At 46.6% G+C, this 16,512-nt stretch carries 11 protein-coding genes; 5 read left to right on the forward strand and 6 right to left on the reverse strand.

Annotated elements, in window-relative coordinates; all coding sequences use genetic code 11:
• Positions 1-447 precede the first annotated feature (447 nt).
• Entirely contained in the window at positions 448-2,502 is a 2,055-nt protein-coding gene (locus tag QUA40_RS11170) for a serine/threonine-protein kinase (protein ID WP_333125259.1), read from the reverse strand.
• Between the two features lie 445 nt (positions 2,503-2,947).
• On the opposite strand from QUA40_RS11170, the gene msrP reads away from it, so the two are divergent.
• Positions 2,948-3,931, forward strand: a complete 984-nt coding sequence (gene msrP, locus QUA40_RS11175; RefSeq protein WP_333125261.1) for a protein-methionine-sulfoxide reductase catalytic subunit MsrP — start codon at positions 2,948-2,950, stop codon at positions 3,929-3,931.
• 227 nt (positions 3,932-4,158) lie between these two features.
• The gene (locus QUA40_RS11180) at positions 4,159-4,818 is read left to right on the forward strand and encodes a Uma2 family endonuclease (protein ID WP_333125263.1); all 660 of its coding nucleotides are present in this window, start codon (positions 4,159-4,161) and stop codon (positions 4,816-4,818) included.
• 104 nt (positions 4,819-4,922) lie between these two features.
• Here QUA40_RS11180 and miaA read toward each other — a convergent pair whose 3' ends face one another.
• Positions 4,923-5,831 carry a tRNA (adenosine(37)-N6)-dimethylallyltransferase MiaA gene (gene miaA / locus QUA40_RS11185; RefSeq protein WP_333125265.1) on the reverse strand — a complete coding sequence of 303 codons (909 nt, stop codon included), beginning with the start codon at positions 5,829-5,831 and terminating at the stop codon, positions 4,923-4,925.
• Positions 5,832-6,088: 257 nt separating this feature from the next.
• On the opposite strand from miaA, the gene gyrB reads away from it, so the two are divergent.
• Together gyrB and QUA40_RS11195 are read left to right on the forward strand one after the other, a co-directional pair.
• A complete protein-coding gene (gene gyrB / locus QUA40_RS11190; RefSeq protein ID WP_333125268.1) occupies positions 6,089-8,029 on the forward strand; it encodes a DNA topoisomerase (ATP-hydrolyzing) subunit B in 1,941 nt (646 codons plus the stop codon).
• Between the two features lie 242 nt (positions 8,030-8,271).
• Positions 8,272-8,988, forward strand: coding sequence for a heme oxygenase (biliverdin-producing) (locus tag QUA40_RS11195; protein WP_333125271.1), 717 nt, complete (start codon positions 8,272-8,274; stop codon positions 8,986-8,988).
• Here the strand turns inward: QUA40_RS11195 and QUA40_RS11200 are convergent.
• The 3 genes from QUA40_RS11200 to mfd form a co-directional block, all read right to left on the reverse strand.
• The gene (locus tag QUA40_RS11200) at positions 8,975-9,127 is read right to left on the reverse strand and encodes a hypothetical protein (RefSeq protein WP_333125274.1); all 153 of its coding nucleotides are present in this window, start codon (positions 9,125-9,127) and stop codon (positions 8,975-8,977) included. The genes QUA40_RS11195 and QUA40_RS11200 overlap by 14 nt on opposite strands.
• Positions 9,128-9,132: 5 nt before the next feature.
• Positions 9,133-9,792 carry an S-layer homology domain-containing protein gene (locus QUA40_RS11205; RefSeq protein ID WP_333125361.1) on the reverse strand — a complete coding sequence of 220 codons (660 nt, stop codon included), beginning with the start codon at positions 9,790-9,792 and terminating at the stop codon, positions 9,133-9,135.
• Between the two features lie 126 nt (positions 9,793-9,918).
• Positions 9,919-13,488: a transcription-repair coupling factor gene (gene mfd / locus QUA40_RS11210; protein WP_333125277.1), complete on the reverse strand. Its 3,570-nt coding sequence runs from the start codon at positions 13,486-13,488 to the stop codon at positions 9,919-9,921.
• Between the two features lie 289 nt (positions 13,489-13,777).
• Between mfd and QUA40_RS11215 the strand changes: the two genes are divergently transcribed.
• Complete coding sequence (locus QUA40_RS11215) at positions 13,778-15,109, forward strand: hemolysin family protein (RefSeq protein WP_333125281.1); 1,332 nt, start codon at positions 13,778-13,780, stop codon at positions 15,107-15,109.
• Positions 15,110-15,172: 63 nt separating this feature from the next.
• Here QUA40_RS11215 and QUA40_RS11220 read toward each other — a convergent pair whose 3' ends face one another.
• On the reverse strand, positions 15,173-16,510 hold the full coding sequence (locus QUA40_RS11220) for a hypothetical protein (protein ID WP_333125284.1): 1,338 nt from the start codon (positions 16,508-16,510) through the stop codon (positions 15,173-15,175).
• Positions 16,511-16,512: the final 2 nt, after the last annotated feature.

The raw sequence follows: 16,512 nt of genomic DNA on the forward strand, positions 1-16,512 counted from the left end.
AATTAAGGCTTTGACCAATTATCATTGGTTGACTTATTGATGATTTGTTGTAGACCTTTGTCAACCGGATTCCGTATAAGCATCATAAGTTTGTAGTGAGGACGAAGAGTCCTTTGTTAAAACTTTTAGCTAATAAAGGCTAAAGTCATTACTACAAAAGACTTTTATTATGGGTGATTTACCGCACATGATATTATTTTTTATTTCTAACTGAGAAAGGTTATATATGAAGGTTGATATCAAATCCGTTAGTATCGGAATAGTAAATTCGAGTTGACTGTTGACAGTGAACAGTCAACAGTCAACCGTCAACAGTGAAAATCATTGCGGTGTAACCGGAAATGATATGACCTAAGAAAAAGACAGCCCGACCACCCAATCTGAGTTTAGTTTGTTGAGACTGTCCTTTCTTAAAACTGTATATCTAACTCCCGGCGATCGCAAAAATCAAGGAGACAGCCGCCACACCTTAATCGTGTCGTCAAAACTGCCGCTGATCAGAGTTTTGTCTTGAGGATTAAAAGCCAATTCCACCCAAGTAGAATGACCCTTCAGCGTGCCCGCGATTTCGCCGGAACTCATGCGCCACAGCTTGATAGTCCCGCTCAAATCGGCGCTGGCCAGCTTGTCTCCGTCGGGACTGAAAGCCAAAGACTTAACCTTGTCGGAATGGCCGATTAAAGTCCGCAGCAGAGAACCGTTGGGCTGCCGGGACTGATTATTTGCGCTGATATCCCACAACTTCACCGTCTTGTCCCAACTGCCACTGGCGAGAGTTTGACCGTCCGGGCTGATGGCCAGAGACCAAACCCCCTCGGAATGACCCCAAAGAGTTTCTTTCAATTCCCCAGTCTGCCAGTTCCAGAGGTTGATCTTACCGTCGCTGCTGCCGATCGCCAAAGTTTCTCGATCGGGACTGAAACCCACCGACTGCACCTCGTCAAAAACCCGCTTGAGAGTGTCCAACTCGGCCCCGCCTTCGACTTGCCACAACTTCAAAGTTTTGTCCTTACCGACACTGGCCAGGATCTGGCTGTCGGGACTGAAAACCACCGAGAACACGCCGTCTTGGTGTCCGTCCAAAGTCTGAATTAACCTGCCAGAATAGAAATTCCACAATTTAATCGTACCGTCCTCGCCGCCACTGGCGATCGTCCTGCCGTCGGGACTGACGGCCACCGACCACACCGGCCCCAAATGTCCTGCTAAAACCTTGAGCAGCTTACCGTGACGCTTGTGCAGCAGGTGAATTGTGCCGTCGTTGTTCCCGCTGACAATCACGCGACCGTTGGGAGCGACTGCTACCGCCCAAACCGGATTTTTGTCTTGATCCGCCAGAGTACGCACTGCGGGCTCTGACGGCGATGCCTCACCCCTGAAATCCTGCATCGGGGGCGGATTGAACCGAATTTCGGGAATGCTAGAAACAGGCTCAGAAGAAGTGAAAGCCTGCGGTGCAGGAGATGGCAAGCGAGAACCCAGCAGTACGGAAAGCAGGGCAACCGTACTTGCTCCCCACATAGCTAAAGTCCACTTGGGTTTGCTGAGAATCACGTCTACCGGTGCCGGGCCGTATTTCATGTCTGTGAGAATTGCCTCGGTCGATCGATAGCGTTTTGATGGTTCTCGCTGCACCATTTTATCCAGGATGCGGCCGAGTCGCCCCGAAACTGGTACTTTCAAATAATGCCTCCAGGCCCAACTGTCGGCTTTGATGTCAAACAAATCAAAGGGCGACATTCCCGTTAACAAGTGAATGCAAGTCACGCCCAAACTGTAGATGTCGCTGCTCTTAATCGCTTGACCTTTAATTTGTTCCGGGGCCGCGTATTCGGCAGAACCTGTCACCGTTTTTGTTTTGAGCGGCCCGCTATTAGCCGGAATTGCCGCGCCGAAATCGACTAAAACTAGCCCAGAGGAACTTTCCTGAGACACTCCATGTAAATCCTCTTTCCCTGCCAAAGCTGGGGATGCTTGGGGAGTTTTGCGGTGAATAATATTGGACGGTTTGATATCTCGGTGAATCAGTTGATGTTCGTGAACAAATTGCAGGACTGGCAACAATTCGCTCAGCAGATACCAAATTTGAATTTCTTTAACAACACCTTTTTCTGAAAGCCGATCGGCTAAATTGCGGCCTTCGATGTATTCTTGCACTAAATACTGGCAGCCTTCGAGTTCAAAAGATGCCAGCAGTTTCGGTATTTGCGGATGTTTCCCCAACTCGTCGAGAACAGAGGTCGAGCCACGAAATGTCCGGTTTAGCGGGTTGTGAGCGTCCGCTGTTGCAGCAGGCGCGCAGAACTGTTGAATGACGCAGCGGGGTTGGGAAGGTTGGTCTTCATCGACTGCTAAGAAAGTCCGGCAAGTGAGACTTTGACCGAGGGTGTGAAAGACTCGGTAGCGGCCTTTTAGCAGCAAGTTCGACTCGCAACTTTCGCATACAGTCGCGCGATCGAGATTTTGGGGATTCTGGCAATGGGGATTGGTGCAGTAACTCATTTGTCTTTCCGCTGGAGACCCCCGTCCGACATACTAGAGGAGTGGGGGAGGAAAGCGGGGCGGTGCGTGCCGCTTCCTGTGGACAAATTAAATAATTGGAATCTTTGCTTGATCATAATTGTTTCCCAGATTTTCGCCACAATTGCTGCGGTCGATCGCGCGTAAATAATTGCTGACTTTCCTGCGAGCGAGGTTTAATAGGTCGATCGTACCGAGCTTGATCGAGCGATCGGCGGGATTTGCTGTTACCGAATTACGTTATACTGTCATTGCGAATACTTTCAGTGCGATCGCAAGCATTGCCAAAGCAATCGCGAGGCATTGCCAAATATCCGTGATTCTTTGTTCTATGGAGTCAATTTCAAACCTCTAATTTCTCATCCACTAACAGATTAAAACTTAGGCAAATTTTGCCAAACTAACTACTAACTTTTAACTATTACTTATGCCCTTAATTCGCGTACCCAAATCTTGGGAAATTCTCGAACCCCAAATTACCCCAGAAACAGCCTTTCTCAACCGCCGCCACTTCATGACAAATTTAATTGGCGCCGGCGTGACGGCTTCGCTGCTGCCACTGACTGGCTGCCAAAGCAATGCTAGCTCAAAAACCGCTCTGGATCAAAGCTCAACCCAAGCATATTCGGGATTGAGCCGGAATCCCGCCTTTGCAAAAGTCGATCGAGCAATTACCGACGAAGCCTTAGCTACAAAATACAACAATTTTTACGAATACGGCGGCACAAAATCAATTTGGCAAGCCGCTCAAGCTTTGCCAACAGAAAACTGGAAAGTAGAAGTAGGCGGTTTAGTAAAAAATCCCCGTATTTATGATATTGACGACTTCTACAAGAAATTTCCTATCGAAGAACGAGTTTATCGATTTCGTTGTGTAGAAGCCTGGGCGATGGTTGTTCCTTGGGTCGGATTTCCCATGAAATTACTGATGGCTGATGTCGAACCAAAATCAAACGCTAAATTCGTTCGCTTCACCTCATTTTATGACCCCAAAATTACTCCCGGCCCCGGTTTGATGTCGCAATTTTATCCTTGGCCTTATACCGAAGGTATGCGAATTGAGGAAATGGCCAACGATTTAGCATTTTTTGCCACAGGCTTGTATGGCCGAAGGCTACCAAAACAAAATGGTGCGCCGCTGCGGCAAGTGATTCCTTGGAAATACGGTTTTAAGGGCGCAAAGTCGATCGTCAAAATTGAATTTGTCCAACAACAGCCCGCTACTTTTTGGAATACAATCGGCCCCAACGAATACGCTTTTGAAGCAAATGTCGAACCCGACAAACCACACCCCAGATGGTCGCAGGCTAGCGAGCGGGTAGTCGGCCCAGGTAACAGTTGGTCGTGGGAAACTCGCCCAACTTTGCCCTATAACGGTTACGGCGAATATGTGGCGAGTTTGTACAGTTAATTGACGGATTTCCCCTCGTTTCTAGGCACTGCCTTTGTACAGTTAATTGACGGATTTCCCCTCGTTTCTAGGCTCTGCCTAGGAACGCAGATCCGGAGGCTCTGCCTCCCTATTCCCGTGAGGCAGAGCCTCGGATTCAGGCATTCCCAGGCTCTGCCTGGGAACGAGAAAAAAAATCCTATTATCCTCTATAATAAAAATAGATGAAGCTACCAAGGAATTGTTAAATGGTAACAACAACATCAACTCCCGTCGAGCAGCAAACTACCCCAGAAAACCGAGTTATTTTAAAAGGTGTCAGTTGGTCAACTTTTAAAGCATTGATGGCAGATGTTGGGGACGATAGAGCTTGGAGAATTGCTTACGATGAAGGAGTATTAGAAATCAGAATGCCGCTGGAAGAACACGAAGAACCCAAACGGCTTATAGAAAGCTTTGTAGAAGCCATTGTAGATGAGCTGGAAATTGAACTTAGGAGTCTTGGTTCGCTGACTCTTGAACGAGAAGATTTAACTCGTGCTGTAGAACCTGATTCCTGTTTCTACATTCAAAATGAATCTTTAGTGAGAGGCAGAAATATCAATTTGCCAAATGACCCGACGCCTGATTTAGCCATCGAGTCGGATTACACGAATTCATCTGTGAATAAGTTTACAATTTATGCTGCACTTGGCGTGCCGGAAATCTGGAGATATCAGGGGCCATCTCTGCAAGTTTATCAACGTGTGGAGGGAAAATATGAAATGTGCGAGCGCAGTTTAGCTTTTCCTTTTTTACCTGTTGCAGAAATTCCCGGTTTCATCGAACAAAGCAGAACAGTCGGACAGCGTGCTGCTGTGCGTTTGTTTCGGCAAAGAATTAGAGAAATTTTACCGAGTCAAAGTTAGCATCATGTTAGATTAAGTTTTTGTGTGTTTAAATATCGCAGATATTTTGCATATCTGTTATGAACAGGCAAGATGCCTGTTCCACAAATTTTTAAATCTAAAATCTAAAATCGATTGACAAATTCCTCTACTCTCTGCCAAACTCGCTCCAATAAATCTGGCGTGCTAACATCAAACCATTCAATTTCAGGATAAGCTCGAAACCAAGTCCGCTGTCTCTTCGCAAATTGCCGCGTGTGCAAAATTGTTAATTCTTTGGCTTCTTCAAGCTTAATGTCGCCAGCCAAATATAGTTTCATTTCCTGATAGCCCAGCGTGTTCAACAGTGGCAAGTCGCAGCCGTATTTTTTACACAAATATTCTACTTCAGCGATCCAACCGCGTTCTAGCATTTGTTCGGTGCGCTGTTTGATCCGATCGACTAAAACATCAATATCACAATCCAACCCAATTTGTAAAATAGGATAATCGGGAGGATTTTCGCCCTGCTGCTCGGAAATAGAGCGACCGGTGACATAAAATACTTCCAGTGCTCTTAAAGTTCTTACTGGGTCATTGAGGTGAATTTTCTCGGCTGCAGAGCGATCGACCTGCTGCAACATCGCGTAACATTGAGATTGTCCGAGTTCCGCAAGTTGCGATCGCAATTCGGGCATGGGTGCGACTCTCGGAATTTTTAAACCCCTGACAATCGATTTAATATATAAACCAGTCCCTCCCACCAACAACAGGGGGGGAGAAACAGGAAAATCGACAGCAGCAATTAATTTTTGAGCTTGTTGCTGGTAATCTGCGACTGTTAGAGTTGCTGTCGGATCGCAGATGTCAATCAAGTGATGGGGTACACAAGTGCGATCGACCGCCGTCGGTTTTGCCGTTCCGATGTCAAATTCGCGGTACACTTGACGGGAGTCCGCACTCAGGATCGAGGATTGTAGTCGCCCCGCCAAAGCCAAAGCCACTCCCGACTTCCCCGTCGCCGTCGCCCCGCAAATCGTAATTAATCTAGTCATAAGCCGTCGCACATTTCCCTATAAAAACTCTCAAATCCTCTCCTATCCATGCTTTCCAGCCTCTCCTACACTGATTCACCGCGATCGGGCTGGGCAGTCCTCAAGCAATCTCAAAACTATTCCCCTCCCTCCCCCCGATAAATTTCCCTTCAGAAAGCCCTAGCATCGCCTTTAACGGTTTTGTGCTATAATTTTAGAAGTTTTCCTATTTTATAAGCTTTCGGGGCTTTAGGCCTCATTATTGGAGCTATTTTTGTATGACCAGCAGCTACAGCGCCGACCAGATTCAAGTTCTCGAAGGTCTCGAAGCAGTCCGTAAACGACCGGGGATGTACATCGGTACCACCGGCCCGCGAGGACTCCACCATCTAGTTTACGAGGTTGTGGACAATTCCATAGATGAGGCGCTGGCTGGCCACTGCACTCACATCGAGATTGACATCAACGCCGACGGTTCCGTTACCGTGACAGACGACGGCCGGGGTATTCCCACCGGCATAGTTGCCAAGACTGGCAAATCGGGAATAGAAACAGTAATGACTGTACTTCACGCCGGCGGTAAATTTGGCGGTGGTGGCTACAAGGTTTCTGGAGGATTGCACGGTGTAGGTATTTCTGTTGTTAACGCGCTGTCCGAGTGGGTAGAAGTGACAGTTTGGCGCGACCAAAAAGAACATTTACAGCGCTACGAAAGAGGCAATCCCGTTACCGAACTTAATGCCAAGCCCAACAAAGGCAATCGCACCGGCACTTCAGTTTCTTTCTTGCCAGATACTCAAATATTTAGCACTGGTATTGAATTTGATTACACTATACTCGCCGGGCGCTTGCGAGAATTGGGTTATTTGAATGCTGGCGTGAAAATTACGTTTAGCGACCACCGTTTGGAACTGCTCAAAAGTAGCGAACCTCGCATCGAAACTTACTGTTACGAGGGTGGAATCAAGGAATACATCGCCTACATGAACCGCGAAAAGCAGCCTCTGCACGAAGAAGTTATTTACGTGCAAGGCGAACGCAATAACGTGCAAATAGAAGTTGCTTTGCAGTGGTGCGTTGATGCTTTTAGCGATAATGTTCTTGGCTTTGCTAACAACATTCGGACGATCGACGGAGGCACGCACTTAGAAGGTTTGAAGGCAGTTTTGACGCGGACGATGAATTCGATCGCCCGCAAGCGCAACAAAATCAAAGAAAACGAGCCCAACCTCGCCGGCGAAAACGTTCGCGAAGGTTTAACAGCCGTGATTTCGGTCAAAGTTCCCGATCCCGAATTTGAAGGTCAAACTAAAACTAAGCTAGGAAATACAGAAGTTCGGGGAATTGTTGATTCCTTGGTTGGCGAAGTATTGACCGAATATTTGGAGTTTCGCCCCCAAGTAGCTGACGCTATTTTGGAAAAAGCAATTCAGGCATTTAAGGCTGCTGAAGCAGCCCGCCGTGCCCGCGATTTAGTGCGCCGAAAATCAGTCTTAGAATCGTCTCCTTTGCCTGGAAAATTAGCGGACTGTAGCTCCAGAGACCCCGCCCTGTCTGAGATCTATTTGGTGGAGGGGGATTCTGCAGGCGGATCTGCCAAACAAGGGCGCGATCGCCAATTCCAAGCAATCCTGCCTTTGCGGGGAAAAATCCTCAACATTGAGAAAACCGACGATGCCAAAATCTACAAGAATAACGAAATTCAATCGTTAATTACAGCCCTGGGTTTGGGCATCAAAGGCGAAGAATTCGATCCGGGGCAATTGCGGTATCACCACATCGTAATTATGACTGACGCTGACGTTGATGGTGCTCACATCCGCACGCTGTTGTTGACTTTCTTCTACCGCTATCAGCGCGCACTTGTAGAACAAGGTTACATCTATATTGCCTGCCCTCCTCTCTATAAAGTGGAACGGGGACGCAATCATTACTACTGTTACAGCGATCGCGAAATGAACAATCTCGTCCGCAATGAATTTCCGGCGAATGCTAATTACACCATTCAGCGGTTCAAAGGTTTGGGCGAAATGATGCCGACACAGTTGTGGGATACGACGATGAATCCGGAAACTCGGACGCTGAAACGGGTGGAGATTGAAGATGCAGCAGAGGCCGATCGCATCTTTACGATCTTAATGGGCGATCGTGTCGCCCCCCGCCGCGAATTCATCGAAACCTACGGCCCCAAACTCAACCTCCTCGACTTGGACATCTAAGTTAGTTGACAGTTGACAGTTGACAGTTCTTTGCTGGCGAGGATGAGTCATTAGTCATTAGTCATTAGTTAGTGGCTGATGACTGATGACTACTGCCAACTGCCTACTGACTACTGCGAACTTTTGTTATAAAAATTAATACAATCTCTCATCAAATCGATCTAAGGTAAATGCTTAGGTAAATTTTAGATTTTTGGCGCATCCATCAGCTACCACAAAAATAGAAGGTTGGACAATATAGCATGAGCATCAATTTAGCGACCAAATTGCGTGAGGGAACCAAAAAGTCCCACACAATGGCAGAAAACGTCGGTTTTGTCAAGTGTTTTTTAAAAGGCGTTGTAGAAAAAACTTCTTACCGGAAGTTAGTAGGAAATCTCTACTTTGTCTACTCGGCAATGGAAGAGGAAATGGAACGCCAAAAGCAGCATCCGGTTGTTTCAAAAATTTACTTTTCTGAGTTGAATCGCAAACAAAGCTTAGAGCAAGATTTATTTTACTACTACGGTGCGAATTGGCGCGAACAAGTAGCCCCATCAGCCGCAGCTAAAGCTTATGTGCAGCGCATTCACGAAATCTCGGCCTCAGCACCGGAACTGTTAGTAGCTCATTCTTACACTCGGTACCTTGGCGATTTATCCGGCGGACAAATCCTGAAGGGAATTGCCCAGCGCGGGATGAATCTTTCCGAGGGAGAAGGCACTGCTTTCTATGAATTCCAGGATATTCCTGATGAAAAAGAATTTAAGGCTAACTACCGTCAGGCAATGAATGAACTGCCAATAGACGAAGCCACAGCAGAGCGAATTGTTGACGAAGCTAATGCAGCTTTCGGCATGAACATGAAGATGTTCATGGAGTTAGAAGGTAATTTGATTAAAGCTGTTGGTCAGATGCTTTTCAATACCCTGACGCGGAAGCGCGGTGGCGGCAGTACGGAATTGGTTACTGCTGATTGAGCCAACACTCATTGGCAATAATTTGAGCCTCGTTGAAGAGGAAAAACTTAAATCCTGGGGGTTTGATGGCTGCTTTTACAGTCACCAAAGCTCCGGGATTTTGCATGGTGGGCGATCGACTTTTTAACTCACAACTCAACACTATCACCTTCCCACGCCGCGATTAGGAGGCTGCTCGTCCGGGACAGGCAAAGAAGTGGGTCTTACCTGCCGCTCCAAATACTTGCTCAAAGCGTAAGCGATATCCCCACGAGTCATCGGCTTCAAAGGATTAATCTTATTAGTTGCGAGATCAACATTAACAAACCCTTCATAAAGTGCAGTAGCGATAGACTTTCTAGCCCAATTAGGAATTTCGCCTGCATCGGGATACTTAGCTAAAATCTCGGAAATGCTGGGATCTGGAAACTGAAAAACCCCGTAAGCTTGAGCAAAAATCGCCAAAGCTTCAGCGCGAGTCACCCTTTGATTTGGAAAAAACATTCCCTCGCGGTATCCACTCATCGTTCCCGTTTTCAAAGCAGTTTGAATCGCACTGTAAGCCCAGTAACTCTTCGGTACGTCCGGCAATTCCCTATCCGGTTTTTGAGCGGTTTTCCGGCGTTCCAAACCAAAAGTTTTCACTAAAATCATCGCCAAATCGGCGCGACTAACAAGGCCCTCAGCATTAAAATTGCCACTAGCATCTTTATTCATCAATCCTGCACTCACAACCCGATCTATGGGGTCAATTATGTCTTGAGATTGAACCGCCATTGGGACTCCTTGCACTAGCGCGATCGCCAAAAAAATACTCACTAACATTTTCACGATTTTAATCCTTTCTGTCGCTAAAACCATCATGAAAACAGCAGTAATATTTTTTATGGTTCCATCGTTATTATTCTGTGGTTTCGGCGGTGCGCGAGATTTGGGGATTATATATTAAAATCAAACAGTTGCTTCCGGCAAAGCACCCTGCATTTTACCAAGCCAATCAATCAAATTATCTAATTGCTTTTGGGCCGTCAAAACCGCCATACCTCGAATAGTAACCTTCCCCTTGCTGTAGACAAAACGAGAGCGCAAATGTTCCGGCAAATTAGCCTTGAGCAAATTCCAAGCAGGCTCTTCCATCGCCGTTTCCAAAACTATGTTCTGCTTATTCTCCGGTTTGATCCGAGAAAAACCGATTTTTTTAGCAATTTGTTTGAGTTCGACCACACGGATAAGTTGCTGGGCTGGAAGAGGAATTTGCCCATAACGATCGCACCAATCAGCCTGAATCTGCTGTAATTCTTCAGGGGTATTAGCATTAGCCACAGATCGGTAAGCGCTCATCTTTTGATCCAAATCTGCGATGTAATCAGCAGGAATAAACGCCGTCAAAGTGAGGTCGATTTGTGCGTCCTCCACTTTCGGAATTTCCTGACCCTTAATTTCCCGAATAGCCTCCTCTAACATTTCAGCATACAAATCAAAACCGATCGCCTCCATTTGACCAGATTGTTCAGTACCCAAAACATCACCCGAACCGCGAATTTCCATATCTCGGACGGCCAACTGATAGCCCGATCCCAACTGGGCAAACTCTTGAATTGCCCGCAGCCGCTGCCTTGCAGCATCAGACAGTTGGTTCTGCTTCGGATAAAACAGCCAAGCATGAGCTTGAATCCCCGCGCGTCCCACCCGTCCCCGCAACTGGTAAAGCTGACCCAAACCAAACTTCTGCGCGTCTTCAATTAAAATAGTATTGACTCGCGGAATATCCAAACCCGACTCAATAATCGTCGTGCACACCAAAATATCGAAATCTGCCGCACTGAAAGTCAGCATGACCGATTCTAATTCCGAAGCATCCATTTGACCGTGAGCGATCGCAATTCTGGCAGACGGAACCATCTCCTGCAACTGAACGGCCAACTCATCAATCCCCTCAATCCGCGGCACCACGTAAAAAACCTGACCGCCCCTGTCCAATTCTTGACGAATTGCCGATCGCACCACTTCCGGGTTATAGGGAGCCAAATGCGTCTGAATCGGGCGCCTGCTGGGAGGCGGAGTCGAAATCAAACTCATCTCGCGAATCCCCGACAGCGACATATACAAAGTCCGGGGAATCGGCGTTGCTGTCAGAGTCAGAACATCTACCTCTGTTTTGAGAGATTTAATAGCTTCCTTTTGCTTAACTCCAAACCGCTGTTCTTCATCCACCACCAACAAGCCCAAATCTCGAAATTTAATCGCCTTGCTCAAAACAGCTTGAGTACCGACAATCACATCTAATTCCCCAGTCGCCAAACGCTTGTGAATCTCCCGGCGCTCGGTTTCAGTGCGAAAGCGATTGAGCAAACCAACTTCGATCGGATAAGGGGAAAAACGCTCCGAGAGCGTGTGATAGTGCTGTTGGGTCAAAATTGTCGTCGGCGCGAGCAAAGCCACCTGCTTGCCCGCCGTAACCGCCTTAAAAATCGCTCTCAGAGCAACTTCTGTCTTACCAAAACCAACATCGCCACACACCAAGCGATCCATCGGTCGATCGCCCTCCATGTCGCGTTTCACATCCTGAGTTGCCTTCAACTGATCCGGTGTTGGCTGGTAAGGAAAAGAATCCTCCAACTCTTGTTGCCAAGGCATATCAGCAGGAAAAGCGTAACCTGTTTGTTTAGCTCTTTTAGCATAAAGATTCAGCAAATCCACTGCCAATTTTTTAACAGCTTTGCGAACCTTTGTTTTAGTTTTTTCCCAAGTTTGGCCTGTCAGCTTGTTTAGATCCGGTACTTTATCGCCTACAGTCCGAAACCTCGACAAAGCGCCCAACTGATCTGCCGCCACTCTCAGAGTACCGTCAGCGTATTGAATCAGCAAATATTCGCGAGTTTCCCGATCGATCGTCAAGCGTTCCAACTTGAGAAATTTGCCCACTCCATGCTGGCGGTGAACCACATAATCACCAGGGCTTAATTTATTCGGATCTACTTGCTTAGAAGCAGCGCGGCGGCGCTTGCGGACATAGCTAAAAGTAGCCAAAGAATGCTGACCGTAAAATTCCCGATCGGTAATTAAAACAATCCGAAAAGTCGGCAGAATAAAACCTTCCAATTCTGCCAGCCCGCTGTACTTCAAAGCAACCGGAATGTGCTGCAATTGCAACTTGTCGATCGCCAAATAATCGCGCGGATTCACCACAAATTGAGCCGGACAGTCGTGTTCCGAAAGCAGAGAAACCGATCGACTCGGTTGAGCAGAAACCAGAAAAATGGTAAAACCCCGATCGCGCTCTTCCCTGAGCATTTGAGACAGCTTCGCAAATTGGTGAGGCATCACCGGCACAGGCCGAGAAGCCAAATTAATCGCAGACGGTAGCTGGTCATCCCCGGAGGAGCTTTGAAATTTTTTAGCCGTAGAATCTTCTGCCAATTCTGAAAGTTCTAGCCGATCGAAAGCTGCGACATCTGCCATAGATTCAGCAAAAGTGCGGTGAATTTTCGGAACTTTCAAATTAGCAATTGGCAATTTTTCTGTTGCCTCACCAGCAACTGCCGATTCGCGATTACAATTATTCCACTGTTCCTGTGCATTCTCAAACCAGCGGTCGCTGTGAGCTTCGCACCCTTGGGGTTCGTCAATAACAACTAAAGTGTTTTCTGGCAAATAATCCAACAAAGATGCAGGTTGCTCGAACGCTAAACCCAACAGCCTGCGGACAAATTTTTCCCCTTCATTTTGCGCTTCCTTTTCGGGGTCAACCGAGCCTAGGTGGTTGATTTCGTCAAGCTTTTTTTCAGATAAAACTGCTTTAATAATTGTGTTAAAATTAGTAGGAGTTAAAACTAATCGCTCGACCTTATCGAGCGATCGCTGCGAAGACGGGTCAAACTCCCGAATTTGCTCCAAATCATCCCCAAACCACTCCAGCCGCACCGGCAACTCCGCCGCTACCGGAAACACATCGACAATATCGCCCCGGCGACTCCACTGGCCCTCCATTTCCACCAGAGTCACCCGATCGTACCCCATCGAAACCAGTTGGCGATCGAGTATCTTCGAGTCTTGAACCGCACCTCGCTTCAGCGTCAGACAGTAGGGTTCAAAAGCAGCAGGTGGTGGCAAGTGAGACTGGAGAGCTCTTTCGGTAGCTACAATCGCGATCGGCTTAGAATTAACGTTTGTTTCTCGTTTCTCGACCAAATCCGCCAGCACCTGCATTTGCCCCCACGTCATTTCGTTCTCGTCGGAGTAAGATAGCTCGTAGGGCGAAGCCTCCGAAGTTGGGTAAAAATGCACAGTCTGCCAGCCCATAGCCTCCAGCCCGGCCACCCAGCGGCCCGCTTCTTCTAGAGTGGCCGTCACTACCAGTAAACTCCGCCCTTCTTGCTGTGCGAGGGCAGAAGCTACTAAACCTTTGGGCAAGCGGGCTACGCCGGACAGTTGCACGTAGCGATGGCGCTTGAGCTTGTTGAGGAGTTCTGTTGCTAGGGGCGATCGCCCCAGGGTACGAATTATTGAAGAGAAAGTCATGCGCTTTTAATTTTAATCCCCGATCGGCGAAGGCTCTTTCCCTTTGCCTGTTAAGGAGATTGTACGACAAACATCCATGATTGTGCCGATCTGCTGTTGACGCTTTGAAACTTAACTGCGGATATACTTATGCTTTAATATCTCGATCCTGCGATCGCGATCGAGCCAGTTCCGTTAATCTAGTGACAGGTTTAGAAAAAATTTCGATTTTGCGATCGAGATTCGCAGCTTGCAGGCTTCTCCTTTAACCGGGCAGAGCGCTTCGTCGTTACTACCGAAAATTTTAGAAATGTCCCCAAGTACCGATATTCTGATTGTTCTCCTGCTGGTTTTCCTTAATGGCGTGTTTGTGATGTCAGAGATGGCCATCATCTCAGTACGGAAGGTGAGACTGCAACAGATGGCAAACCAGGGTTCAACGAATGCCCGCGTAGCTTTGGATCTGGCTAATGCCCCAAATCAGTTCTTGCCGACAGTTCAAATCGGGATTACGCTGCTGGCTATTCTGTCGGGCGCTTTCGGAGAAACGACCATTGCTAAAAGAGTAGAGCCTTTGTTGCTGCTGATTCCTGCCCTGGCGCCCTACTCTCACACGATCGCCTCAGTCATCGCAATTTTAACCATAACTTATCTGACCATAATTATTGGCGAACTCGTGCCGAAGCGGTTGGCCCTCAACAACCCTGAGCCGATCGCCTCAAGCGTCGCCATTCCCATGCGAATGCTCTCAAAAATAGGCGCTCCTGCGGTTTATGTTTTAAGTTATTCCACGGAATTAGTGCTGCGAATCATGGGGATTTTGCCCTCGACGGAACCGCAAGTCACAGAAGAAGAAATTAAAGTTTTAATAGAGCAAGGAACCGAAGCCGGCACTTTTGAAGAAGCCGAACAAGATATGGTGGAAAGAGTCTTTCGTTTGGGCGATCGGCGAGTCAGCGCCTTAATGACCCCGCGTCCCGATCTTACCTGGCTCGACCTCGACGACTCAGTAGAAGAAAACCGCCAAAAAATGCTCGGCAGCGGTCATTCTCGATTTCCAGTGTGTCAAGGAGGACTTGACAACGTTGTCGGTTTAGTACACGTTACTGATATGCTGTCTCGGACTTTAACTGGTCAACCCCTCGATTTAAGCGCTTCTTTACGGCGGCCTTTATTTGTACCGGAAAGCACGCGAGGGTTAAAAGTATTAGAGCTTTTCAAGCAATCTAGCAATCAAATTGCCTTAGTGGTAGACGAATACGGCGTGATTCAAGGATTGGTTACAGTCAACGATATTTTAGTCGAACTCGTTGGCGACTTTCCCTCGATTGAAGATGCTGACGAGCCGGAAGCTGTGCAGCGCGAAGACGGTTCTTGGCTGTTAGACGGAATGCTACCAGTCGAAGATTTTTTTGAGCTGTTTGGAATAGAAGAATTGTCCGCAGAACACAAAGGAAGTTACCACACAATGGGCGGTTTTGTGATTACAAATTTGGGCAAAATTCCCACAGCAGCCGAGCATTTTGAGTGGAACGGTTTGCGCGTGGAAGTAGTAGATATGGACGGCAACCGAGTTGATAAAATCTTGGTAATGCCGATCGACTCAGCGGGCGATCGATCTAAAACCCAACCAAAAACCTAAAATTTAAACTCAGCGGTAAGGTGCGCTGCACCCTAAATCAACCATTCAGCGGATATTTCAGACCTACTTCTTTTTGCTTCTAGCCTCATCTTTCCGCAAATATTCCAGAATAGAACGACCCACATAATTGCTAAAAACTACCTCTCCAGCTTGATTGTAGTGGCAGCAGCTATCTACATAAACAGCCTCTTTAGTCTTGTCAAAAACATTGACAGCATTCACTAGAGTGATATTATTTTTTTCCAAATTCGCAAACTTTTTTAAAAGAGCCGGATATCCAATTTGCACAGCTTTAGCATAAGGAGTATCCTTGTTAAAAGCAATCTGCTTTTCTGCTTCACCAAACACTCTTTTCGTCTGATAATATTGATTCGGCTGAAGAACATGAAAATAAGGCACATTACTAGCCGACAGCACTTTGTGCATAAAAATTGAACTTTTTGCCCAATTCTGAGCCATTTGTTCAAAAGCAACATCATCTTTCATAACAGAATTGTTAAGATTGATATAAACCACGCTGCCGCCGTCATCTTTCTCCGGTTGATTACTCTCTTTTTCAAACCTGATGACATCTTTTCGGTAGTTGTTTACCAAGTTTTGAACGTAAACAGAAGTTAAAGCGTCGCACGCAGCTAACTTGCATTGCCGCAAACTTTTCAAACCCTGATTAATCCTAGCTTTATTTTCTTTAATTGCGATCGTTGATTTCATCGCTTTTGTAGAAAGGCTATTATTCGCCAAGCTTGTCAGCGGCAAAATATGCTGAATGCTTGGCATCGCCAAATCGACTTTATTTTTATTGTTTAAATTAGAAAGTGCTACTTCATTAAAACCATCTATATTGACGACCATATCTAATTCTTGACCTAAAGCCAAAAAGTAGTTTAAAATTAATAATTGCTGCGGCTGTTTGTAGCCTCCCGTTGCAAAAGACAAAATTACAAATTCTTTATCTTTTAAACCAGGCAACTGTTTGAGGTATTTAGGTAAAATCTTGTTTTGAACTTCAAATATTCCATAACCAGAAGCCACTGAACCGCCGAATACTCCGATAATAAATTGATTGGGTTTAGTCTTTTTGAAAGGGTAATCGTAAGGTGAGATAAACCCATAGTTGTTATTTTTAAAACCGGGGCGAAAGTCGGGACCTGGTTTTTGAATAAATCCAAAAAAAGGATGAAATCTTTCGACAATAGACTCGTTCTTCAGCCGCACTCCTTCTAAATTAATTCCTAAAGCCGACTTATCTTGCGCCTTTTCTCTGGTATAGAAAAATTGCTTGTGTTTAACAAAATACCATCCCAAGGAACCCAGTTCCAGGAAAACCAGTAAAAGGGCTAAGTTAATCAAAGCAATTTTTAGAAATTCTTGTCCTTTTTGGACGAATTTTAAATCTTTCATAA

It is taken from the genome of Microcoleus sp. Pol11C3 (assembly GCF_036701485.1).
Classification (GTDB): domain Bacteria; phylum Cyanobacteriota; class Cyanobacteriia; order Cyanobacteriales; family Microcoleaceae; genus Microcoleus.

Coding starts and splice junctions, on each gene's coding strand:
- mfd (WP_333125277.1), bottom strand. CDS start 13,488: ATGACTTTCTCTTCAATAATTCGTACCCTGGGGCGATCGCCCCTAGCA.
- QUA40_RS11170 (WP_333125259.1), bottom strand. CDS start 2,502: ATGAGTTACTGCACCAATCCCCATTGCCAGAATCCCCAAAATCTCGAT.
- QUA40_RS11220 (WP_333125284.1), bottom strand. CDS start 16,510: ATGAAAGATTTAAAATTCGTCCAAAAAGGACAAGAATTTCTAAAAATT.
- QUA40_RS11180 (WP_333125263.1), top strand. CDS start 4,159: ATGGTAACAACAACATCAACTCCCGTCGAGCAGCAAACTACCCCAGAA.
- QUA40_RS11215 (WP_333125281.1), top strand. CDS start 13,778: ATGTCCCCAAGTACCGATATTCTGATTGTTCTCCTGCTGGTTTTCCTT.
- QUA40_RS11195 (WP_333125271.1), top strand. CDS start 8,272: ATGAGCATCAATTTAGCGACCAAATTGCGTGAGGGAACCAAAAAGTCC.
- miaA (WP_333125265.1), bottom strand. CDS start 5,831: ATGACTAGATTAATTACGATTTGCGGGGCGACGGCGACGGGGAAGTCG.
- msrP (WP_333125261.1), top strand. CDS start 2,948: ATGCCCTTAATTCGCGTACCCAAATCTTGGGAAATTCTCGAACCCCAA.
- gyrB (WP_333125268.1), top strand. CDS start 6,089: ATGACCAGCAGCTACAGCGCCGACCAGATTCAAGTTCTCGAAGGTCTC.
- QUA40_RS11205 (WP_333125361.1), bottom strand. CDS start 9,792: ATGTTAGTGAGTATTTTTTTGGCGATCGCGCTAGTGCAAGGAGTCCCA.